Genomic DNA, 21298 nt, shown 5'->3' on the forward strand with positions numbered 1-21298 from the left:
TGCAGAATAAAAAAAGGCGACGGCAGGCGGCGGGCATAAAAAAGCCGTCTCGCGGACGGCTTAGTGGGTGACCATGTCGGGCTTAGTGCAGCACGGAGTGGACGCTGGTCACCGGAACGTGCTCTTCTTCTTCGCCGACAATCAGCAGATTGTTGGCAAAGGCTTCCAGGATCACCATGGAGATCTGCTCTTCGCTCTGTTTCATAAAGTGCGAGAACTGACCAAAGGTTAATCCGGCGGTCGTGACCATAGACTGACAGACAATGAGCTTCGGCAGATTGTCATCCTGAATGTCGATAAACGCTTTCACCGTCAGTGAACTGGCGTTGATTTGCGACAAATCGCCGACCAGCGGGATCAGCGCCGTCGGTTTCACTTCCGCCAGCGCCGAAAAGAGAATGACGTTGTCGACCAGATCGATTTTGGCGTCAAACACCCCATCGAAGTTTTGCATGTGCGGCAGATGAAGGGCCTGACAGGCATCGCATTCGAACCAGGTGATATTTTGCTGATCCAGCCAGCGACGCAACAGGTCGATATCCGGAACGACAAGAGAATCCATCGTAAAATCTCAGTGGGGTGATAAACAGGCGACTTAGCTTACGGAAAAATGCGCGACGATGCCACGAAAACTACTGAAAAGCGCGTGTCAGCCAGCGGTTTTAGGACGGCGCCCGGGGATAGCCTGCTGCTCAATATGCGCGATCATCAGACCGGCGATGTTCAGTTCGCAGCAGTGCTCGATGCCTTCCAGTCCGGGTGAAGCGTTGACTTCCATCACCAGCGGGCCACGGTGGGCGCGCAGAATATCGACGCCCGCCACGTCCAGTCCCAGCGTCGCCGCCGCCTGCACGGCGATCTGCCGCTCCTGCTGCGTAATCGCCACCGGGTGCGCCGTGCCGCCACGGTGCAGATTAGAGCGAAAATCGCCCTCTTTCGCCACCCGTTCAATGGCGGCCACCACCTGGTTGCCGATCACCAGACAGCGGATATCGCGCCCTTCGGCTTCTTTAATAAATTCCTGCACCAGAATGTGCGCATTCAGCCCGCGAAAGGCATCGATGACGCTCTCCGCCGCCTGCCGGGTTTCCGCCAGCACCACGCCAATGCCCTGCGTGCCCTCAACCAGCTTCACCACCAGCGGCGCCCCGCCTACCCTCGCGATCAGATCCTGTGTGTCATCGGGCGAAGAGGCAAAGCCGGTGACCGGCATATCGATCCCCTCCCGCGCCAGCAGCTGAAGCGAGCGCAGCTTGTCGCGGGTGCGGGTGATGGCGGCGGACTCATTGAGCGGATAGCTGCCGCACATCTCAAACTGCCGCAGCACCGCCGTACCATAAAAGGTAATGGCGTTGCCGATACGCGGCACCACGGCATCGACGTGGGCCAGCGGTTCACCGCGATAGTGAACCGCCGGCGAGGCCGGATTGATGTTCATATAACAGGAGAGCGGATCGATGATCTGCACAGCATGGCCGCGCGCCGCCGCCTCGTCACGCAGTCGCCGACTGGAGTAGAGCGTCTCATCGCGTGACAGAATAGCTATCTTCATCACCGCTCTCCGTTTCGGGCTTAACGCGTGGCCCAGCCCTGCTGATGCAGATAATCCAGCATGAACGGACGCGTCTCTTTGATGATCAGGCGCTGGATCAGCTCGCTCCAGGTTTCGCTACGCTGGTTGCTGTCGCGCTGCTGATAATAGAGTTCGGTGCGGCTATCGTATTCTGCCAGCACCGCCGGATCCAGCGGATGATAGCGGTTCTCGTGCACCAGCATCGCGTGCGGCATACGCGGTTTGACGTCCGGTTTTGACTCCGGATGCCCCAGGCAGAATCCAAACAGCGGCAGAACAAACTTTGGCAGGCCCAGCAGTTCGGTTACTTCCGCGATACTGTTGCGGATCCCGCCGATAAAGACGCCACCCAGATCCAGGGATTCGGCGGCCACCATCGCATTCTGCGCCATCAGCGCGGTGTCCACGCAGCCCAGCAGCAGCTGCTCAGCCCGGCCCAGCTGCGCATCCGGACAGATCTGCAGGTGACGATTAAAGTCAGCGCAGAAGATCCAGAACTCCGCCGCATCCGCCACCCAGGTCTGGCCGCCGGTCAGGGGCACCAGCTTGTCGCGCAGGGCCTTATCGGTGATACGCACGATCGATGAACACTGTAAAAAACTGGAGGTGGAGGCCGATTGCGCCGCAGTAATGATCGCCTCACGCTGCGCGTCGCTGACCGGCTGGTCAGTAAACGCACGGATGGAACGGTGGCTACACAGTAAATCAATGGTCGGTGTCATAAAGTCTCCAGCAACATTATCTTTTTTTATCAATCTGATTGAACAGCTGTGGGGCGATCGCTTTCGCGGTGCGCCACATTAACAGCCAGGCCGCGGGCAGCATCAGGATTACGCCAGCGATAAACAGCACGGTGGCCAGCGTTCTGGCTTCCATCTGACCGGGCAGCGGCAGCCAGTGATTGATCAGCAGCAGCGCGCCCAGGATGAGCAGGCCGCCAGCCGCCTCCAGCAGCAGCATAATACGCGGTAATCGGGCCACACTCTGCATAACAACCTCCTGCCTTCGCGGGTGACTGAGCGTCAATTATGGTCAACAACCCAAAAATTGCGCGGGATACGCCGCGCCGTGGGACGAAAAAGCATCGGATTCAGACGCTTCCTGACCGCACGGTCATAGCGAGCGGCCATCAGACTAACAGGCAAATCCTGCTTTCCTTAAGCGATACGAGCGGGCATCATGGTCGCCATTCTCTGTTTTGTTGTGTGATACCCATCACATAATAGCCGCTGTAAGGAGTTCTCAATGATTGCTGTAATTTTTGGTCGTCCCGGCTGTCCCTACTGTGTTCGTGCCCATGAACTGGCCGACAAACTGACGGCTGAGCGCGATGACTTCAGCTACCAGTATGTCGATATTCAGGCTGAAGGCATCACCAAAGCCGACCTGGAAGCGAGCGCCGGTAAACCGGTCAGCACCGTACCGCAGATTTTTGTGGACGAGAAACATATCGGTGGTTATACCGAGTTTGCTGCCTGGACCAAAGACAATCTGGGCTTTGTCGCGTAAGCAGTGATGTCAGATACAGAAAAGGCGAGGCAGGAAATTCCTGTCTCGCCTTTTTCTTTGGCCGCCGGAAATGGGTGGCCGCGATTAATGAAGCGACGCCATCACGATCTGCATCAACCGCACCAGCAGAGCACCGCAGCCCGCCCAGAAGAGTGCGCTCAGGCACCAGGCGAGCACGAAGAGTGCGCTGCTGTGAACAAACAGGCTGTTATTTAACAGCAGTGCGCCCAGTAGCGTTCCCCACAATCCCATCATCAGCGTGCTTTTGAGCGGGCTTTCCACCTGCAACAGTGCCATTACGATGCCGGGTAACATAAACAGCAGCAGTTCGGGCTGACCACGAAGCGGGCCGGGACCGACCTGCCAGAAATGACAGGTAAAGACAAACACCAGACTGTACAGCACCACGCCGCACAGGCGGGTAGTCCAGAGATAAGAACGCTGCGGCATATCACCCCACTGAGTAAAAGTAATTCTGACAATAACCTGCTGTTAACCCTGATGCGTTCAGATGGAAATAAAAAGAAACAGTTCGCCGTGGCAACGAAAAGTAAGAGCCAATGGCTGAGGATGATATTTGTGATTAGAATAGCGCCGCACTCAAAGTTCCATTTGCAGTGTTGATACAACGGTTCCTCAACGGCCTGCTCACGATAGCGAAAAACAGGCCACTCTTCAACAGGTTACATGTAAACAAGAAGTTAAACAGTGAATATTAACGTCGCAGGATTGTTAAGCGGAAACGACATTTTGTTATTATTTGTCGTTTTAGCGCTCGGCCTCTGTCTGGGTAAGTTGCGCCTGGGTTCGGTTCAGCTGGGAAATTCAATTGGGGTATTAGTGGTTTCCCTGTTATTAGGCCAGCAGCACTTCGCCATCAATACGGATGCCCTGAGTCTGGGCTTTATGCTGTTTATTTTTTGTGTGGGTGTGGAAGCCGGTCCCAACTTTTTTTCTATTTTCTTTCGCGACGGCAAAAACTATTTCATGCTCGCCATCGTCATGGTGGTCAGCGCGCTGATACTGGCGCTGGGCCTGGGCAAACTCTTTGGCTGGGATATCGGCCTCACCGCAGGCATGCTGGCCGGATCGATGACCTCCACGCCAGTGCTGGTCGGGGCGGGCGACACCCTGCGACAGAGCATCGGCGATCCGAAACAGCTCGGCATGATGCAGGATCAGCTGAGTCTCGGCTATGCCGTGACCTATCTGATCGGTCTGGTCAGCCTGATATTCGGCGCGCGCTACCTGCCCCGTCTGCAGCATCAGGATCTCCCGACCTGCGCCCAGCAGATTGCCCGTGAGCGCGGTCTGGATGCCGACAGCCAGCGCAAAGTCTTCCTGCCGGTGATCCGCGCCTATCGCGTCGGGCCGGAGCTGGTGGCGTGGAGCGGCGGCAAAAATCTGCGTGAGTTGGGGATCTATCGTCAGACCGGCTGCTACATTGAGCGCATCCGCCGCAACGGAATTCTCGCCAGCCCCGATGGGGATGCGGTGTTGCAGCTCGGCGACGATATTTCGCTGGTAGGGTATCCCGATGCCCACGCCCGACTTGACCCCAGCTTCCGCAACGGCAAAGAGGTGTTTGACCGCGACCTGCTGGATATGCGCATCGTCACCGAAGAGATCGTGGTGAAGAACCACAATGCGGTGAACAAGCGCCTGAGCAAGCTGAACCTCACCGATCACGGCTGCTTCCTGAACCGGGTTATCCGCAGCCAGATTGAGATGCCGATCGACGACAGCATCATGCTTAATAAAGGGGATGTCCTGCAGGTCAGCGGCGAGGCGCGACGGGTGAAAAGCGTGGCGGATCGTATCGGTTTCATCGCCATTCACAGTCAGATGACCGATCTGCTGGCCTTCTGCGCCTTCTTTATTGTCGGGCTGATGATTGGCCTGATAACGTTCCAGTTCAGCAACTTCAGTTTCGGGATTGGTAACGCGGCGGGCCTGCTGTTCGCCGGGATCATGCTCGGCTTCCTGCGCGCCAACCATCCGACCTTTGGCTATATTCCGCAGGGCGCCCTGACGATGGTCAAAGAGTTTGGCCTGATGGTGTTTATGGCGGGCGTCGGCCTGAGTGCCGGCAGCGGCATCAATCACGGCATCAGTAGCGACGGGGCACTGATGCTGTTGTGCGGGCTGCTGGTCAGCCTGGTGCCGGTGATCATCTGCTATCTGTTTGGGGCCTACGTGCTGCGGATGAACCGCGCCCTGCTGTTTGGCGCCATCATGGGCGCACGCACCTGTGCGCCCGCCATGGAGATCATCAGCGACACGGCGCGCAGCAATATTCCGGCGCTGGGCTACGCCGGAACCTATGCCATCGCCAACGTGTTACTGACCCTGGCCGGTACGCTGATTGTGATTATCTGGCCGATATTGCCGTTATAAAATTATTTTGACGGCGTCCAGAACTTTATTGTTAAGCCGCAGTCATAATAAGTGCCACTGCTTTTCTTTGAAAATCCCCAAATTGTGGAGCCCGCTGGTCTTTTTCCCGGCGGGTTTTTTTATGGCTTTTTTTCGCCATTCCCCTGCCCTGACGTCGCTGAATCATCATCTTACCGTCTCTGCATTGTCATAAAACTTAAACCATTCCACAACTCCCCCCCAGATTAAGAGCCTTTCTATGGACGAACTGCGCCGTAAAAAGCAGGATGGACCGCTGTTTGATTAGCAATTTGTGCTGATTAATTGGGGGAGCGCGCCGTCGCCGATCGTTTTTGCCGCGGTTATCTGGCGGGCGGATGCAATGTCGTCCGCTGCCGTTAACCGCACTGCCTGCTGAGGAATTTATCCCGAAATGGAAGAGCTGAATCACGCCCTGTTTACTGCCATCAACGCCACACCGGCATCGCCCGCCTGGCTTCTGCACCTGGCGACCTTTATCGCCAAAGATCTGATTGCCATCGTCCCGCTGTTAATTGTGGCGATGTGGCTCTGGGGACCGCGCGATCAGGTCTCTTCACAGCGGGTGCTGGTTCTGAAAACCGGAATGGCGCTGATCTATGCGCTGGCGATCTCCTGGTGTGTGGGTCAGCTGTTACCGCATCCCCGCCCTTTCGCGATTGGTTTCGGTTATCAGTTCCTGCATCACGCCGCCGATGACTCCTACCCCAGCGATCACGGCACCACCATCTTTACCTTCGCGCTGGCCTTTATTTTCTGGCATCGCCTCTGGTCAGGTGTGGTGCTGATGGTAGTGGGGTGCGCTATCGCCTGGTCACGGGTCTATCTGGGCGTGCACTGGCCAATGGATATGCTGGGCGGCTTCCTGGTGGGTCTGCTGAGCTGTCTGGCTTCGCATCTGGCGTGGCAGTTCTACGGTGAACGGCTGCTGGCGGTGATCAACCCGCTCTATCGGGCGCTGTTTGCCGTGCCGATTCGCAAAGGCTGGACGCAGAATTAAGAAAAGTGAGTATGGGTCAGGATCTCATCGCAATGGATAAGCCAGCGCGAGGGGAGCAGGAATAGTGAAAGCAAGCGACCCGCGCCATTCATGGCGCGGGTCGCTTGCTTTCAGGGATGATGCGCTATCAGGCTGACCGTGTTCCCGGCGCAGGCTCTGTTCTGCCGCGCCGGGAACACCCAGAATCAACGCTCTCAGGGACGCCTCAGCGCCCCTGTTCCCTTATGAGAACCACTTCCCGAACCAGCCGTTGAACTTCATCATCACGAAGTCAAACATCCGGCTGAAGAAGCCCCCTTCCTGCACATCCTGCATCACCACCAGTGGCCGCTGTTCGATCGTCTTTCCATCCAGCTGGAAATCGATGGTGCCGACCACCTGATTTTTCTTCAGTGGCGCTTCCAGCTGCGGCGTAGTCAGTTTGTAGCTCGCTTTAAGGTTCTTCATCTGCCCTTTCGGGATCGTCAGCGCAGCATCTTTCGCCACGCCCAGATTGACCTGGCTGCGATCGCCGAACCAGACCCGCTGCTGGGCAAAAGGCGCATCAGCCTTGATCGGGGTGACGGTTTCAAAGAACCGGAAGCCCCACGTCAGCAGCTTTTCGCTCTCGCGGAAACGGATCGCATCGCTGGCGGTGCCCAGCACCACGGAGATCAGGCGCATGTCGCCTTCAGTCGCCGAGGCCACCAGATTATTGCCCGCACCGGAGGTATGCCCGGTTTTAACACCATCCACCTTGAGGTTGGTGCTCCACAGCAGACGGTTACGGTTAATCTGGCGGATTTTGTTGAAGGTAAACTCTTTCTCTTTGTTCAGCGCATACTCTTCGGGCACATCGCGGATCAGCGCCTGCGCAATCAGCGCCATGTCGCGTGCGGTGCTGTATTGCCCTTCGGCATCCAGACCGTGCACCGTCATAAAGTGGGTATTCTGCAGCCCCATCGCCTTCACGTAGTTGTTCATCAGGCCGATAAAGGAGTCCTGGCTGCCCGCCACATAGTCCGCCAGCGCGATACAGGCGTCATTGCCGGACTGGATCACGATACCTTTATTCAGCTCGTGCACCGGGATGCGATCGCCCGGCTTGAGGAACATCAGCGAAGAGCCGCGCAGCTTAGGGTTACCAGTGGCCCAGGCGTCCTGACCCACGGTGACCATATCATCCGGTTTGATTTTGCCCGCCTTGATCGCCTGACCGACGACATAGCTGGTCATCATTTTCGTCAGGCTGGCGGGGTCGAGGCGCTGATCGGCGCTCGATTCGGTTAACACTTTGCCGCTGGCGTAGTCCATCAGGATCCACGCCTTCGCGTCGATGCCTGGCGCGGCGGGGGCCTGCTCAGCAAACACGCTGACGGGGGCAAGAATCAGTATTGAGGTGGCAGCGAGGTGCCGAAGGCGAGATGTGAAGCGAGTGTTTGTCATGGGCTTGGCCGGATTGTCCTTGTTGAAACGAAATTCCCGAGGCAGAAAATTCTCACTCAAACGCTAACCGTTGATGGCGGCGAAAAAAACCGTCGAATCGTAAAGTTTTTTAAAGTTTGGTCGAATCAGCCCGGGAGGGTCGCCGCTGCAGGGCATTCAGCCCCCATAGTAGCGCCATCAGAACTGCGTGAAATTCCGATTTTTCGCAGAAGAGTTAAGCCCGTCACAATTTTCGGCTAACCTGAAAGCCACTCAGCCGAGGAGACCGACCATGGACTTAGCCCTTTTTGATCTCGATGAAACACTGATTTGTGAAGACAGCACCAGCCTGTGGCTGCGCTGGCTGGTCTCACAGGGATTCGCCCCCAGCGACCTGATCGATCAGGAACAGGCATTAATGAGTCAGTATTATGCCGGCACGCTGTCGATTGAAGAGTATATGAACAAAACCCTCTCCCCGCTGGCCGGTATGGCTACGCTGACCGTTGAGGGCTGGGTGCGCCGCTTTATTCATCGTGACATTCTGCCCCGCGTCTTCCCCGCCGCCCGCGAACGGATCGAGTGGCATCGCGCGCGCGGCGACAGAGTAATGATCATCTCCGCCAGCGGTGAACATCTGGTGGTGCCGATTGCGGAAAAACTGGGTGCCTGCGGCGCGCTGGCGATTGGCGTGGAGATCGTCGATGAACGCTACAGCGGCAACACCTACGGCACCATGACCTACAAACAGGGCAAAGTGACCCGGCTGGGTGACTGGAAAGCGCTGCAGCAGGATGAAACCTATGATCGCACCTGGGCCTACAGCGACTCGATGAACGATCTGCCGCTGCTGGAGCAGGCCGATCATGCCCATGTCATCAACCCGGATGAACAACTGCACCGGGAAGCGGTTAACCGCGGATGGCAGGTCTGTCACTGGGCGCGCTGACTCAGCGCCTGCGCCCGCAGGCGTCAGGCCTGCAGGCAGTCCGGCCCGGAGAGTATGGTCGCCCCGGCCTGCATAGTGAGGGGGCGCACTGCCCGGCCCGGACTGGCAGAGACAGCCGGCGTTCAGCCACGGGACGCGCCAGCATCCTGCGCTAAGCCCACCTTCAGCAGCTTACCGTTGGCCTCATCGGTCAGCACATAGAGATACCCATCCGGCCCCTGCCGCACATCGCGGATCCGGGCCTTCTGATCCTCAAGCAGGCGCTGCTCCTCCACCACTTTCTCGCCGTTGAGCGTCAGCCTGATCAGGTTTTTCTCTTTTAACGCGCCGATAAACAGCGAGTTTTTCCACTGCGGAAAACGGGCGCTGTTGTAGAAGGCCATGCCGCTGATCGCGGGCGACACCTTCCAGTGCCAGAGCGGCTGTTCCGTACCCGCAACGTGGGTGCCCTGCGACTCCGGCACCTTGTCACCGCTGTAATCGATGCCGTAGGTTGCCAGCGGCCAGCCATAGTTTTTTCCCCGGCCCATGATATTCACCTCATCACCGCCGCGCGGGCCGTGCTCACTCTCCCATATCGTGCCGGTCCAGGGATTGAGCGCCAGCCCCTGCGGATTACGCAGGCCATAGGCCCAGATCTCTGGCCGCGCGCCACGCTGTTTCACAAACGGATTATCGTCCGGCACGCTGCCATCCGCGTTAAGCCGCAGCAGTTTGCCCTGCAGCTTATCGAGATCCTGCGCCGCGCTGCTGACGAAGTTGTCGCCAAAGGCGATCCAGAGGTAGCCCTGGGTATCAAACGCCAGCCGGGTACCGATGTTATTGCCGCTGGAGAGCTGTGGCGTCTGACGGATCACCTCACGGAAATCGTTCAGCCTGCGGTTATCCTCGCTCAGCGTGCCCACGCCCACCACCGCGCCCGCTTTGCCGTCGCTGTTCGCGTCGGTGTAGCTGAGCCAGACGCGACGACTGGTGGCGAAATCGGGTGCCAGCACCACATCCAGCAGGCCGCTCTGCCGTTCTGCCCAGACCGCTGGCACGCCCGCGATCGGCTGCGACAGCCCCTTCTGCGGGCTCCAGCTGCGAAGCTGGCCGCTGCGTTCGGTGATCAGCAGGGTCTGGCTGTCGGGCAGGAAGGCAACCGACCATGGATGTTGTAACTTATCCTGTAAGACCTCCACTTTGACGTCGGCGGCAAACAGTGGCGAGGCGCAGAACAGCGTGCTGCTCAGCAGCAGGACAGTTGAAAGACGGGACATAGGGTTCTCCTGACGGGATAGCGTGCCCTTAAGCGTAGTCACGCGCCGTGCAGTGAACCTGAGGATTTACAAAAGATTAAACAGGAAGCCCGCTGCCGGTTGCAGCGGGCGAGAGGCATTATTCGAAGCAGGTGTCAGGATTGTCAGACAGGGTGATGAACTGCTTGCCGCCCTGGGTCAGCGCCATGATGGTGCCGCTTTCGATATCATAAACCCAGCCGTGCAGGCGCAGCTTGCCGTTGCGCAGCGCGACGGAAACCGAAGGATGGGTTTTCATGTTGTTGAGCTGAGCGATAACGTTCTCTTTCACCATCTCGTTCAGCTTCTTCTCTGGCGAGTCATACTCACGCTGCTCAACCACGGCTTTCGCCGCATCGGCGTAGCGCAGCCAGTGCTCAACGGCAGGCATGGTATCCATGCAGGCGCAGGAGGCGATGGCGTTCATCGCGCCGCAGTTGGAGTGACCGCAGATGATGATGTCAGACACGCCCAGCGCCACCACGGCGTATTCGATCGTGGCCGAGACACCGCCTGGCTCTGGACCAAAAGAGGGAACGATGTTGCCCGCATTGCGGATAACGAACAGCTCTCCTGGCTCCTGCTGCGTGACCAGTTCAGGCACCAGACGGCTGTCTGAACAGGAGATGAACAGCGCTTTCGGATTTTGATTTGACGCCAGGCTTTTGAAAAGATCCTTCCTTTCAGGAAACACATTCTGCTGGAAATTCAGAAATCCGTTGATGATCTCTTTCATTATTTAGCTCTCACATTATCCATTTCAGTACCTGAGGGGCATAGCCCCCTCAGTGGGGTTAGCCGGTTTATTATTAATGAAAACAAGTGAATATCAACCCATGTTTTTCAGTAAGCGCAAGAACGCCGTCACGGTCAGCGTTTCGCTTATCCGCAGATCGGCGGCTTCGGCGCCAATTTCTTTTTACAGCACCGCAGGTTACTGGAAATGACGGAGTGCGATCCCGCCTGATTTTTTCGCCGGACGGGTGACGGGCTTTTACGCGTTTTTTCACTACTTTACGCCGAAGAGGGTCGCAGGGGGAAATGTTCTGCCCGGTGCGGGTAGTATCAGAGCGGCAGACGCAGACGGCCATGCCCGACTGCGAAAAGAGGAGAATGCTGAGGTGCACGACCATGAGTCAGCCTGCACGGAGAACAGGCCCGGAAGCGTCAGGCCAGGCGGTTCAGCCGCTAGCCATACTGCTGCTGGTGCGCTTTCTTGCGGCGCAGGTAATCCTCATCCTCACGCAGTCTGTCCCAGTAGCCTTTGAAAATCGCCGCCGCCGCGGCCTTCTCTTCATTAATGCCGCGCGGCAGCTCCTTGCCGTCGGCATCATATTTTCGTCCCCCTTTATGGTTGCTGTAGCGGCGCGCACGGGTGTACCCCATCTGGATAAATTTGCGCGCCATATCCATGCCGACAAAATCATCCTGACGCCGGTACGCCTCAAACAGCGCCATGATCTTTTCTGCCGACTCTTCAGCAATGGGGACCGTACGAAATCGCCAGTGCGGCAGGATTTCGCTCTTATAGGGCTCGACCATCAGCACGCCCTGCTCGCCACGCCCGACCTGATAACGTTCGGGATGCTGGCGGAAGTCGATCGTGCTGAAGTCCTGGTCATAATCGAAAGGTTTTATCGTCATTGTTTCAGTTTAGGATCAAGCGCGTCGCGTAGCCCGTCGCCGAGTAAATTAAATGCCAGAACAGTGAGGAAGATCGCCAGGCTGGGGAAAATAGCGACGTGCGGGGCGATCACCATGTCAGCCCGCGCCTCGTTGAGCATCGCGCCCCACTCCGGCACAGGCGGCTGTGCGCCCAGGCCGAGAAACGACAGGCTGGCCGCCGTGATGATCGAGGTGCCGACCCGCATGGTGAAATAGACCACAATCGGCGAGACGGTGCCGGGCAGGATATGGCGCATCAGAATGGTCCAGTCTGAGGCCCCGATGCTGCGGGCCGACTCGATATAGGTCTGATGCTTCAGCACCAGCGTATTGCCGCGCACCAGGCGGGCAAAGGCCGGGATACTGAAAATCGCGACCGCCACAATCACGTTGCTCATGCCGCTGCCCATGATTGCCACGACCGCAATCGCCAGCAGGATGCCGGGAAAGGCAAACAGCACGTCGCAGATGCGCATGGTGATGCGGTCCCACCAGCCTTCGTAATAACCTGCCAGCAGCCCGAACAGCGTACCAATCAGCGCGCCGATCACCACCGAGAAGAAACCGGCAATCAGGGATATCCGCGTGCCGACCAGCACCCGGCTGAAGATATCGCGCCCCAGCGAATCGACGCCAAACAGATGCATCAGCGACGGCCCCTCATTGAGCCGGTCATAATCGAAGTAGTTCTCTGCATCGAACGGCGCAATCCAGGGCGCGATCACGGCCAGAACAATCAGCAGCAGCACAAAAGCGCCCGCCAGCATCGCCACCGGCTGACGCCTGAAGCGGCGCCAGAACTCACGCCACGGCGTACGCACCCCGTTCTCCGCGATAGACGGCATCGCTTTCAGTGCCGCTTCACGTCGCCAGTTTTTCATCGCGACTCCTTAAAGCGAATAGCGGGGTTAATCACCGCATAGAGCATGTCGACAAACAGATTGATCAGAATAAACTCCAGCGAAAAGAGCAGCACTTCGGCCTGAATCACCGGATAGTCGCGCATCGCCACCGAATCCACCAGCAGACGCCCCAGACCCGGCCAGTTAAACACCACTTCGACGACGATCGAACCGCCCAGCAGAAAGCCGAACTGCAGCCCCATCATCGTCACCACCGGGATCATGGCGTTGCGCAGGCCATGTTTCACCACCACCAGCGACTCCCGGACCCCTTTGGCCCGGGCGGTGCGCATATAATCTTCCTGCATCACCTCGACAAAGGCGGCGCGGGTGAAGCGCGCCATCACGGCCGCCACCGCTGCGCCTAAGGTAATGGAGGGCAGGATGTAATGCTGCCAGCTCTCCGCTCCGACCGTGGGCAGCCAGCCCAGCTCCACCGAAAAGACCTGCATCAGCAGCATCCCCAGCGCAAAGGCGGGAAAGGAGATGCCCGATACCGCCAGCGTCATGCCCAGCCGATCGGGCCAGCGGTTACGCCAGACGGCGGAGACGATGCCGATAGCCATGCCCAGGATCACGGCCCAGACCATGCTGGCCAGCGTCAGCCAGAGGGTAGGCATAAAGCGCGTGGCGATCTCGTCGGCGACCGGCCGCTTCGAGACCATCGACTGACCGAAATCGCCCTGCAGCGCATTCAGCATAAAGTGCCCGAACTGCTGCGGCAGCGGCAGATCCAGCCCCAGCTCCTGACGCACCAGCGCCACCACCGAGGCATCCGCTTCCGGTCCGGCAATCAGCCGTGCCGGATCGCCCGGCAGCAGATGGACAAACAGGAACACCAGCATCGCCACAATCAGCAGCGTGGGGATCAGCCCCAGGAGCCGTTTGAGAAAATAGTTAAGCATGTAACATCCTGCAGCTGCGGCCAGCCGCGTGGGCTGGCCGGCTCCGTTACTTCAGAGTGGCCTCATCGAAATTGAATGAGGTATCGGGCATCACATAAAAACCGCTAAGGGTTTTGCTGTTGGCAGAAACCAGCTGTTCAACCACCAGCGGGATCCACGGATGGTCCTGCCAGATGGTGTCCTGTGCGTCTTTATAGAGGCGCGCTTTCTCTGCACGGTCGGTGGTCTTCAGCGCATCGGCCAGATCTTTATCAACCTTTGGATTGCTGTAGAACGCGGTGTTGAAGATCGCCGGTGGCCAGGCCGCGGTGGCAAACAGCGGCGTCAGCGCCCAGTCCGCCTCACCGGTGGATGCAGACCAGCCGGTGTAGAACATCCGCACCCCGCTCTCTTTCTGACCTTTACCCTCGACTTCGGCGGCACGCTGACCCGCATCCATCGCCGTGACTTTCACCTTCACGCCAATCTGCGCCAGCTGCTGCTGCGTGAACTGCAGCACTTTCTGCGCGGTGCTGTGGTTGTGGGACGACCAGAGGGTGGTTTCAAAGCCGTTCGGATAACCTGCCTCTTTCAGCAGCGCCCGGGCTTTGGCCGGATCGTAGCTGATGGCCGGATAGGTCTGAGCAAAGTCGATGGCGGGCGGCACGATGCCGGTGGCGGGCGTGGCGTAACCTGAGAAGGCCACTTTCGCCAGCGCCTGACGGTTGATGGCATACTCCAGCGCTTCACGCACCTTTGGATTGTCGAACGGCTTCTGCGTTACGTTCAGGCTGATGTAGCGCTGCATAATGGACGGTGTGGTCACCACATCAAGCTTGCTGTTGCCCTCCAGACGTTTTGCCTGCTCATAGGGCACCGGGAAAGCAAAGTTCGCCTCGCCGGTCTGCAGCATTGCGGCACGGGTGTTGTTGTCCACCACCGGACGCCAGGTAATGCTGTCCAGCTTCGGATAGCCCTTCTTCCAGTAGCCATCCCACTTCTTCACCTTAACGAAATCGGTCTGGTTCCAGGTGTCGAAAATAAACGGGCCGGTGCCGACCGGATGGAAACCGATCTCTTTGCCATATTTCTTCAGCGCGGTGGGCGAAATCATCGCCGCCGCCGGGTGCGCCAGGTTATTGATAAAGGCCGAGAATGGCGTCTTCAGCGTCACCTTCACGGTGGTGGGATCCATCACTTCCGTGCTGGCGATATTTTTAAACAGGTTATAGCGCTTGAGGTGATTGTCCGGGTTGCTGGCGCGGTCGAGGTTGACCTTCACCGCCTCCGCATTGAAGTCGGTTCCATCCTGGAATTTCACGCCCGGGCGCAGTTTGATGGTGTAGGTCAGGCCATCCGGGCTGGCCTCATAACTTTCTGCCAGCACATTGGTCAGCTTCATCGCTTTATCGAAGCCAAACAGCCCCTGATAGAAAGATTTCGCCACCGCCTGCGACAGCGTGTCGTTGGCATCGTAGGGGTCGAGAGTGGTGAAGCTGGAGGCGACAGCAATCACCGCATCCTGTGCTGCCCAGGCTGGCAGGGTCATCGCGCTCAGCACGCCTGCCGCCACTACCCCTTTACGCATCGTCATCTGCATCTTGTTCTCCTGTAATCCCTGTCGGGTTGGTCGCCGGGGCGACATCGTCACTGTTCAGGTCGCGCTGATCACATGGCGGGCGACGAAATGGCCCGGAGCCACCTCCATCAGCGGCGCCACTTCAGGTTCATCCCCTAAGGCATGGATCGGGCTGGGGATCTCATCGACCAGTAAGGCTCGTTCACGACGCCGGTGAGCCGGATCGGCTACCGGCACTGCCGCCATGAGTTTTCGGGTATAGGGGTGCTGAGGCCGCTCAAACACCGCCTGACGCGGTCCCATCTCGACAATCTGACCGAGATACATTACCGCCACGCGATGGCTGATACGCTCCACCACCGCCATATCGTGAGAAATAAACAGGAAGGCGATGCCCAGCTCGCGCTGCAAATCGAGCATCAGATTAATAATCTGCGCCTGAATTGACACATCCAGCGCGGAAACGGACTCGTCGGCGATCACCACTTTGGGGTTCAGCGCCAGCGCGCGGGCAATACAGATACGCTGGCGCTGTCCGCCGGAGAATTCATGCGGGTAGCGCTGAGCATGTTCCGGCAGCAGTCCGACCTTCTCCAGCAGCGCGGCGACGCGCTGTTCGGCCTCGCGGCGCGGCATCACCTTGTGTACCAGCAGCGGCTCCATGATCGAGAAGCCCACCGTGAGCCGGGGATCGAGCGAGGCGTAGGGATCCTGAAAGATAAACTGGATGTCGCGTCGCAGGTGCGCCAGCGCCGCGCCCGAGAGATGATCGATCCGCTGTCCATCGAACGTCAGGGTGCCGCCCTGGCTGGCCACCAGTTTCAGCAGCGAACGTCCGGTGGTCGATTTGCCACAGCCTGACTCCCCCACCAGCGCCAGCGTCTCACCGGCATAGAGATCGAAACTGACCTTCTCCACGGCGTGTACCCGGCTTTTCACGCGGTTCAGCAGGCCGCCACGAATATCAAAGCGGGTCACCAGATCGCGCACCTGCAGAATGGGTGGCTGCAGGCGACGGACCGTGTCCTGAGGGATGTCATCCGGTGCGTCGCTGTTCAGCAACGGGAATCTGGCTGGCAGAGGCTGGCCCTGCATCGCGCCAAGTTTTGGCACCGCCGCCAGCAGCGCCTGAGTGTAGGGCTGCTGCGGGGCGCTGAACAGTTCGGCGACCGGGGCACTCTCGACCACGTCGCCGCGATACATCACCTGCACCCGGTCGGCCATTTCGGCCACCACGCCCATGTCGTGCGTGATGAAAATCACGCCCATCTGCATCTCTTTCTGCAGCACGCGGATAAGCTGCAGAATCTGCGCCTGAATCGTGACGTCGAGCGCGGTTGTCGGCTCATCGGCAATCAGCAGCGCCGGTTTGCAGCAGAGTGCCATCGCGATCATCACGCGCTGGCGCATTCCGCCCGACAGCTGATGCGGAAAACGGGACAAGACACGCTGCGCGTCGGGAATACGCACCAGATCCAGCATCCGGCGCGCCTCGGCCAGTGCCCCGGCGTGACTCAGCCCCTGATGCAGCCGGATCGATTCGGCGATCTGCTCGCCCACAGAGAAGACCGGATTCAGCGAGGTCATCGGTTCCTGAAAGATCATCGCCATGTCTGCGCCGCGTACCCGCCGCATCTGAGCGCTGGAGGCCCGCATCAGATCCAGCACCTCGCCGTTACGACGCCGCAACTGTACCTCACCGCTGACGCTTCCACCCGCCTGCTCAATCAGCCGCATCAGCGCCAGCGACGTAACCGATTTGCCGGAACCGGACTCCCCGACCAGCGCCAGGGTTTCACCGCGAAACAGATCGAGTGACAGATGACGCACCGCGTCCGTCACGGTGTCTTCGTGCCGGAAACGCACACTGAGATCGCGCACCGCCAGCACCTGATTCGGGGCCAGCGGCGGTAACGTTTGCCTGTCGCTCATCTCAGCTCCTTAATTTTCGCGATAGATAGCGACGTCCGCCGCTTCACCGACCCGCGCCACGGCCCGGTACATGCCTTCGCTGTTGAACGGCAGCGCCACATTGCCTGCGCGGTCCACGGCGATCAGTCCGCCGCTGCCGCCCAGTTCCAGCACGCTGTCATGAATGACATTGACGCTGGCCTGCTGCAGCGAGCGCCCGGCGTAGCGCATCTGTGCGGCGACATCGTAGGCCGCCAGCGTCCGCATAAAGACTTCGCCCGTGCCGGTGCAGGAGACAGCCACGCTGTCGTTGCTGGCATAGCAGCCCGCCCCCGGCAGCGGCGAGTCGCCGACCCGTCCGGCCTGCTTATTGGTCATCCCGCCCGTCGAGGTGGCTGCGGCAAGATTGCCTGCCTGGTCCAGCGCCACCGCGCCGACCGTGCCAAACTTGCGGTCCGGATCGAGCGGGTCATCACTGTGCGCAGCGCCATCATGGTCCAGCACTGCGGCATCGCTGTTCAGAGCGCGCTGCAGCTGCTCCCACCGCACCGGCGTCGAGAAAAAGTCAGCCGCCACCGGCTCCAGCCCCTGCGCCAGGGCAAACTGCTCAGCGCCTTCGCCGATAAACAGCACATGCTCGCTGTGTTCCAGCACCGCGCGCGCCGCCAGCACCGGGTTACGCACCCGCGTGACGCCCGCGACCGCGCCCGCGTTCTGCGTCCGGCCATCCATCACACAGGCATCCAGTTCATGCGTGCCCTGATGCGTGAACACCGCGCCTTTTCCGGCGTTGAACAGCGGGCACTCTTCGAGCAGACGCACCGCCTCCGTCACCGCATCCAGGGCGCTGCCACCCTGCGCCAGAATCTGCTGACCCTGCGTGACGATATCGTGTAACGCCTGGCGAAATGCCTGCTCCTTTTCGGCGCTCATCGCTGAGCGCGTGATGGCACCTGCGCCCCCATGAATGGCGATCACTGCATTGACCATAAGGCTCTGTCCTGTGGTTGCATCCGGACGAAAAACACTGATTTAAAATGAGTTTCATCTTTTTTGGGTGGATTTTGACTATAGGAAGCCTGCTAAGTGTTGTAAAGCGGAAACTGTTCCTGTGGTTATAACCTTTTCTTAGTACCCCGATTACTTTTGCCATAACAACAGCGGCATCGGGCCGACACCGATGTGACTCAGCGGCCAATTCCCACCATAATAGGCAGCATCTGAAACCACCAGGCTGGACTGTTCATGGAAAGTTTTACCGCAGGTTTAATCTCCCTTGAGGAAGCGCAACAAAAAATGCTGTCACAGCTGACGCCCATCACCGACTCGCTCAGCGTGACGCTGGCCGAGGCGGCTGGCCGTATTACTGCCCGCGCCGTGACCTCCCCGATCGCTGTGCCGCCCTTTGATAACTCCGCGATGGATGGCTACGCCGTCCGGCTGGCCGACGCCAGCCGCGGGCAGCCGCTGCCCGTGGCGGGAAAAGCTTTTGCCGGTGCCCCCTTCCGCGGTGAATGGCCAGCGGGCAGCGTGATCCGCATCATGACCGGCGCGCCGGTTCCCGCAGGCTGTGAAGCGGTGGTGATGCAGGAGCAGACCGAAACCCAGGGTGACGCGATTGTGATTACCGCCCCGGTGCGTCCAGGGCAGAATATCCGCCTGACGGGCGACGATATTCAGCCCGGCAACGTGGTGCTGGCCGCGGGAACGCGCCTGGGTGCGGCAGAGCTGCCGCTGCTCGCCTCGCTCGGCATCGCGCAGGTCAGCGTGCTGCGAAAACTGCGGGTCGCCATTTTCTCCACCGGTGATGAACTCCGGCCAGTCGGCGAGCCGCTGGCGGAAGGCGAGATCTACGACACCAATCGTTTTGCGGTGTCGCTGATGCTGCAGAAGCTGGGCTGCGAAGTGATCGACATGGGCATCATCAAAGACGATCCCGCCGCGCTGCGTGCCGCGTTCAGTGAGGCGGATCGGCAGGCGGATGTGGTGATCAGCACCGGCGGCGTCTCCGTCGGCGAAGCGGATTTCACCAAAAGTATGCTGGAAGAGCTGGGCGCGATCAGCTTCTGGAAGCTGGCGATCAAACCCGGCAAGCCTTTTGCCTTTGGCCGTCTCAGCAGTAGCTGGTTCTGCGGTCTTCCGGGCAATCCGGTCTCTGCCGCCGTCACCTTCTATCAGCTGGTGCAGCCGCTGCTTGCCACCCTCACCGGCCAGCAGAAACCGGCTCTGCCGCCGCGTCAGAAAGTGCGCTGTGCCTCGCGCCTGAAAAAGTCACCGGGCCGGCTCGACTTCCAGCGCGGTATCCTGCGGCAGAACGCCCAGGGTGAACTGGAGGTGGAAACTACCGGAATGCAGGGCTCCCACGTCTTCAGCTCTTTCGCTCAGGCTAACTGCTTTATTGTGCTGGAACGGGATCGCGGCAACGTGGAACCGGGCGAGTGGGTGGAAGTAGAACCCTTTAACACCCTGCTGGAGGCGTAAATGCTGCCCGAACTCAGCGATGAGGAGATGCTGCGCTACAACCGGCAGATTGTCCTGCGCGGCTTCGATTTTGACGGACAGGAGCGGCTGAAGGCGAGTCAGGCGCTCGTCGTCGGGCTGGGCGGACTGGGCTGCGCCGCTGCGCCCTACCTGGCGGCGGCCGGTGTCGGCAGCCTGACGCTGCTCGACTTTGACACCGTTTCGCACTCTAACCTGCAGCGACAGATCCTGCATTATGATGCAGATATTGGCCGTGACAAAGTGGCGTCAGCCGCGCAGAGTCTGGCCGCCATTAACCCCCACTGCCAGCTCCATCCGGTCAACGGGCAGCTGGACGATGCGGCCCTGCTGGCGTTGATTGCGCGGCAGCAGGTGGTGCTGGACTGCACCGATAACGTTGCGGTGCGCGAGCAGCTAAACCGGCTCTGTCGCCAGCAGCGGGTCCCGCTGGTCTCCGGTGCGGCGATACGGATGGAAGGCCAGATCAGCGTATTCAACTGGCAACCCGGCACGCCCTGCTATCGCTGCATCAGTCGCCTGTTCGGCGAGCAGACCCTGAGCTGCGTGGAAGCGGGCGTCATGGCTCCGCTGGTTGGCGTGATCGGCGCGATGCAGGCGATGGAGGCGATTAAAGTGCTGACCGCCTTTGGCTCGCCTGCCACCAGCCGGTTGCTGATGTACGATGCCATGAGCGCGGAGTTCCGCAGCATGAAGGTGGCGCAGGACCCGCACTGTGAAGTGTGTGGCGATGGGGCTGAACATCAGCGCTGACCACGCGGTTCAAAGCGATGAGCGAAGCTAAAAAGCCTCGCAGGCCAGGGATGGCCCGCGCTGAGCCTGCCCGGGATGACGTTCCTGCGTCTTTGCGGAAGGCGTATGCTTCCTGAAGCCAGTGCTGTACCCACAGACCTGATCCAACCCAGCAGCCTGTTAAAGCGCAGCCCGCACGCCCTCTTTCCGTCATTTCATCCAGCCAGCTCAATGTCCAGAGCAGAGGAAGCATACGCCTGGAGCAAAGCATCGCGGGCCAGGGATGGCCCGCGCTGAGCCTGCCAGGGATGGCGTTCCTGCGTCTTTGCGGAAGGCGTATGCTTCCTGAAGCCTGTGCTGCACCCACAGACCTGATCCAACCCAGCAGCCTGTTAAAGCGCAGCCCGCTCGCCCTCTTTCCGTCAGTTCATCCAGCCAGCTCAATCTCCAGAGCGAAGGAAGCATACGCCTGGAGCAAAGCCTCGCGGGCCAGGGATGGGGTTCCTGCGTCTTTGCGGAAGGCGTAAGCTTCCTGAAGCCTGCACAGAATATTCAGGCCCGGCCAGACTACCTGTCCTGAACCGCAGCCCGCTCGCCCTCTTTCCGTCAGTTCATCCAGCCAGCTCAATGTCCAGAGCGTAGGGAGCTTACGCCTGGAGCAAAGCCTCGCAGGCCAGGGATGGCCCGCGCTGAGCCCGCCAGGGATGGCGTCCCTGCGTCTTTGCGGAAGGCGTATGCTTCCTGAAGCCTGCACAGAATATTCAGGCCCGGCCAGACTACCTGTCCTGAACCGCAGCCCGCACCGCCCTCTTTCCGTCAGTTCATCCAGCCAGCTCAATGTCCAGAGCGAAGGGAGCATACGCCTGGAGCAAAGCATCGCGGGCCAGGGATGGCCCGCGCTGAGCCTGCCAGGGATGGCGCCCCTGCGTCTTTGCGGAAGGCGTATGCTTCCTGAAGCCAGTGCTGTACCCACAGACCTGATCCAACCCAGCAGCCTGT

The 21298-nt window shown here is 59.5% G+C and carries 20 protein-coding genes; 6 read left to right on the forward strand and 14 right to left on the reverse strand.

Annotated elements, in window-relative coordinates; all coding sequences use genetic code 11:
- Nucleotides 1-82 precede the first annotated feature (82 nt).
- From J1C59_RS12655 to J1C59_RS12670, 4 genes are all read right to left on the reverse strand, one after another.
- Nucleotides 83-562 (reverse strand): YbjN domain-containing protein, encoded by a 480-nt coding sequence (locus J1C59_RS12655; RefSeq protein WP_111141217.1) that lies wholly within the window; start codon nt 560-562, stop codon nt 83-85.
- A gap of 87 nt (nt 563-649) precedes the next feature.
- Entirely contained in the window at nt 650-1552 is a 903-nt protein-coding gene (rimK, locus tag J1C59_RS12660; protein ID WP_128085271.1) for a 30S ribosomal protein S6--L-glutamate ligase, read from the reverse strand.
- A gap of 20 nt (nt 1553-1572) precedes the next feature.
- Nucleotides 1573-2295 carry an oxygen-insensitive NADPH nitroreductase gene (nfsA, locus tag J1C59_RS12665; protein ID WP_128085272.1) on the reverse strand — a complete coding sequence of 241 codons (723 nt, stop codon included), beginning with the start codon at nt 2293-2295 and terminating at the stop codon, nt 1573-1575.
- A 16-nt stretch (nt 2296-2311) separates the two neighbouring features.
- A complete protein-coding gene (locus J1C59_RS12670; RefSeq protein WP_128085273.1) occupies nt 2312-2563 on the reverse strand; it encodes a DUF1418 family protein in 252 nt (83 codons plus the stop codon).
- Between the two features lie 255 nt (nt 2564-2818).
- Here J1C59_RS12670 and J1C59_RS12675 point away from each other — a divergent pair, with 255 nt between their 5' ends.
- Nucleotides 2819-3082 carry a GrxA family glutaredoxin gene (locus J1C59_RS12675; protein WP_128085274.1) on the forward strand — a complete coding sequence of 88 codons (264 nt, stop codon included), beginning with the start codon at nt 2819-2821 and terminating at the stop codon, nt 3080-3082.
- Between the two features lie 84 nt (nt 3083-3166).
- On the opposite strand, the gene ybjM is transcribed toward J1C59_RS12675, so the two are convergent.
- Complete coding sequence (ybjM, locus tag J1C59_RS12680; RefSeq protein ID WP_128085275.1) at nt 3167-3532, reverse strand: inner membrane protein YbjM; 366 nt, start codon at nt 3530-3532, stop codon at nt 3167-3169.
- A gap of 258 nt (nt 3533-3790) precedes the next feature.
- On the opposite strand from ybjM, the gene J1C59_RS12685 reads away from it, so the two are divergent.
- A complete protein-coding gene (locus J1C59_RS12685; protein WP_128085276.1) occupies nt 3791-5479 on the forward strand; it encodes an aspartate:alanine antiporter in 1689 nt (562 codons plus the stop codon).
- 412 nt (nt 5480-5891) lie between these two features.
- Nucleotides 5892-6497, forward strand: a complete 606-nt coding sequence (ybjG, locus tag J1C59_RS12690; protein ID WP_111141210.1) for an undecaprenyl-diphosphate phosphatase — start codon at nt 5892-5894, stop codon at nt 6495-6497.
- Between the two features lie 222 nt (nt 6498-6719).
- Here ybjG and J1C59_RS12695 read toward each other — a convergent pair whose 3' ends face one another.
- On the reverse strand, nt 6720-7922 hold the full coding sequence (locus J1C59_RS12695) for a serine hydrolase (protein ID WP_128085277.1): 1203 nt from the start codon (nt 7920-7922) through the stop codon (nt 6720-6722).
- A gap of 271 nt (nt 7923-8193) precedes the next feature.
- Between J1C59_RS12695 and J1C59_RS12700 the strand changes: the two genes are divergently transcribed.
- Nucleotides 8194-8850 (forward strand): HAD family hydrolase, encoded by a 657-nt coding sequence (locus tag J1C59_RS12700; RefSeq protein WP_128085278.1) that lies wholly within the window; start codon nt 8194-8196, stop codon nt 8848-8850.
- A gap of 122 nt (nt 8851-8972) precedes the next feature.
- Here J1C59_RS12700 and J1C59_RS12705 read toward each other — a convergent pair whose 3' ends face one another.
- The 8 genes from J1C59_RS12705 to J1C59_RS12740 form a co-directional block, all read right to left on the reverse strand.
- On the reverse strand, nt 8973-10109 hold the full coding sequence (locus tag J1C59_RS12705) for a PQQ-dependent sugar dehydrogenase (RefSeq protein ID WP_128085279.1): 1137 nt from the start codon (nt 10107-10109) through the stop codon (nt 8973-8975).
- 118 nt (nt 10110-10227) lie between these two features.
- The gene (locus J1C59_RS12710) at nt 10228-10863 is read right to left on the reverse strand and encodes a carbonic anhydrase (protein WP_128085280.1); all 636 of its coding nucleotides are present in this window, start codon (nt 10861-10863) and stop codon (nt 10228-10230) included.
- Between the two features lie 452 nt (nt 10864-11315).
- Nucleotides 11316-11765 carry a DUF4385 domain-containing protein gene (locus J1C59_RS12715; protein WP_128085285.1) on the reverse strand — a complete coding sequence of 150 codons (450 nt, stop codon included), beginning with the start codon at nt 11763-11765 and terminating at the stop codon, nt 11316-11318.
- A gap of 2 nt (nt 11766-11767) precedes the next feature.
- Nucleotides 11768-12673 (reverse strand): glutathione ABC transporter permease GsiD, encoded by a 906-nt coding sequence (gene gsiD / locus J1C59_RS12720; RefSeq protein ID WP_128085281.1) that lies wholly within the window; start codon nt 12671-12673, stop codon nt 11768-11770.
- Complete coding sequence (gene gsiC / locus J1C59_RS12725; protein ID WP_128085282.1) at nt 12670-13599, reverse strand: glutathione ABC transporter permease GsiC; 930 nt, start codon at nt 13597-13599, stop codon at nt 12670-12672. Before gsiC ends, gsiD begins: the two co-directional genes overlap by 4 nt.
- Before the next feature lie 46 nt (nt 13600-13645).
- Entirely contained in the window at nt 13646-15178 is a 1533-nt protein-coding gene (gene gsiB / locus J1C59_RS12730) for a glutathione ABC transporter substrate-binding protein GsiB (RefSeq protein WP_128085283.1), read from the reverse strand.
- A gap of 54 nt (nt 15179-15232) precedes the next feature.
- Nucleotides 15233-17089 carry a dipeptide ABC transporter ATP-binding protein gene (locus tag J1C59_RS12735; protein WP_128085284.1) on the reverse strand — a complete coding sequence of 619 codons (1857 nt, stop codon included), beginning with the start codon at nt 17087-17089 and terminating at the stop codon, nt 15233-15235.
- A 9-nt stretch (nt 17090-17098) separates the two neighbouring features.
- The gene (locus J1C59_RS12740; RefSeq protein WP_140917164.1) at nt 17099-18058 is read right to left on the reverse strand and encodes an isoaspartyl peptidase/L-asparaginase family protein; all 960 of its coding nucleotides are present in this window, start codon (nt 18056-18058) and stop codon (nt 17099-17101) included.
- Between the two features lie 255 nt (nt 18059-18313).
- On the opposite strand from J1C59_RS12740, the gene moeA reads away from it, so the two are divergent.
- Both moeA and moeB read left to right on the forward strand, forming a co-directional pair.
- Nucleotides 18314-19549 carry a molybdopterin molybdotransferase MoeA gene (moeA, locus tag J1C59_RS12745; RefSeq protein ID WP_128086929.1) on the forward strand — a complete coding sequence of 412 codons (1236 nt, stop codon included), beginning with the start codon at nt 18314-18316 and terminating at the stop codon, nt 19547-19549.
- The gene (moeB, locus tag J1C59_RS12750; protein WP_128086930.1) at nt 19550-20320 is read left to right on the forward strand and encodes a molybdopterin-synthase adenylyltransferase MoeB; all 771 of its coding nucleotides are present in this window, start codon (nt 19550-19552) and stop codon (nt 20318-20320) included.
- Nucleotides 20321-21298: the final 978 nt, after the last annotated feature.

It is taken from the genome of Pantoea deleyi, assembly GCF_022647325.1.
Taxonomy (GTDB): domain Bacteria; phylum Pseudomonadota; class Gammaproteobacteria; order Enterobacterales; family Enterobacteriaceae; genus Pantoea; species Pantoea deleyi.

Excerpts from the sequence above, each read along its gene's own strand:
- J1C59_RS12710 (WP_128085280.1), bottom strand. The coding sequence starts at position 10,863 with ATGAAAGAGATCATCAACGGATTTCTGAATTTCCAGCAGAATGTGTTT.
- rimK (WP_128085271.1), bottom strand. The coding sequence starts at position 1,552 with ATGAAGATAGCTATTCTGTCACGCGATGAGACGCTCTACTCCAGTCGG.
- J1C59_RS12740 (WP_140917164.1), bottom strand. The coding sequence starts at position 18,058 with ATGGTCAATGCAGTGATCGCCATTCATGGGGGCGCAGGTGCCATCACG.
- gsiD (WP_128085281.1), bottom strand. The coding sequence starts at position 12,673 with ATGAAAAACTGGCGACGTGAAGCGGCACTGAAAGCGATGCCGTCTATC.
- ybjG (WP_111141210.1), top strand. The coding sequence starts at position 5,892 with ATGGAAGAGCTGAATCACGCCCTGTTTACTGCCATCAACGCCACACCG.
- J1C59_RS12735 (WP_128085284.1), bottom strand. The coding sequence starts at position 17,089 with ATGAGCGACAGGCAAACGTTACCGCCGCTGGCCCCGAATCAGGTGCTG.
- ybjM (WP_128085275.1), bottom strand. The coding sequence starts at position 3,532 with ATGCCGCAGCGTTCTTATCTCTGGACTACCCGCCTGTGCGGCGTGGTG.
- moeA (WP_128086929.1), top strand. The coding sequence starts at position 18,314 with ATGGAAAGTTTTACCGCAGGTTTAATCTCCCTTGAGGAAGCGCAACAA.
- J1C59_RS12655 (WP_111141217.1), bottom strand. The coding sequence starts at position 562 with ATGGATTCTCTTGTCGTTCCGGATATCGACCTGTTGCGTCGCTGGCTG.
- J1C59_RS12675 (WP_128085274.1), top strand. The coding sequence starts at position 2,819 with ATGATTGCTGTAATTTTTGGTCGTCCCGGCTGTCCCTACTGTGTTCGT.
- J1C59_RS12670 (WP_128085273.1), bottom strand. The coding sequence starts at position 2,563 with ATGCAGAGTGTGGCCCGATTACCGCGTATTATGCTGCTGCTGGAGGCG.
- moeB (WP_128086930.1), top strand. The coding sequence starts at position 19,550 with ATGCTGCCCGAACTCAGCGATGAGGAGATGCTGCGCTACAACCGGCAG.
- J1C59_RS12695 (WP_128085277.1), bottom strand. The coding sequence starts at position 7,922 with ATGACAAACACTCGCTTCACATCTCGCCTTCGGCACCTCGCTGCCACC.
- J1C59_RS12705 (WP_128085279.1), bottom strand. The coding sequence starts at position 10,109 with ATGTCCCGTCTTTCAACTGTCCTGCTGCTGAGCAGCACGCTGTTCTGC.
- gsiC (WP_128085282.1), bottom strand. The coding sequence starts at position 13,599 with ATGCTTAACTATTTTCTCAAACGGCTCCTGGGGCTGATCCCCACGCTG.
- gsiB (WP_128085283.1), bottom strand. The coding sequence starts at position 15,178 with ATGCAGATGACGATGCGTAAAGGGGTAGTGGCGGCAGGCGTGCTGAGC.
- J1C59_RS12700 (WP_128085278.1), top strand. The coding sequence starts at position 8,194 with ATGGACTTAGCCCTTTTTGATCTCGATGAAACACTGATTTGTGAAGAC.
- nfsA (WP_128085272.1), bottom strand. The coding sequence starts at position 2,295 with ATGACACCGACCATTGATTTACTGTGTAGCCACCGTTCCATCCGTGCG.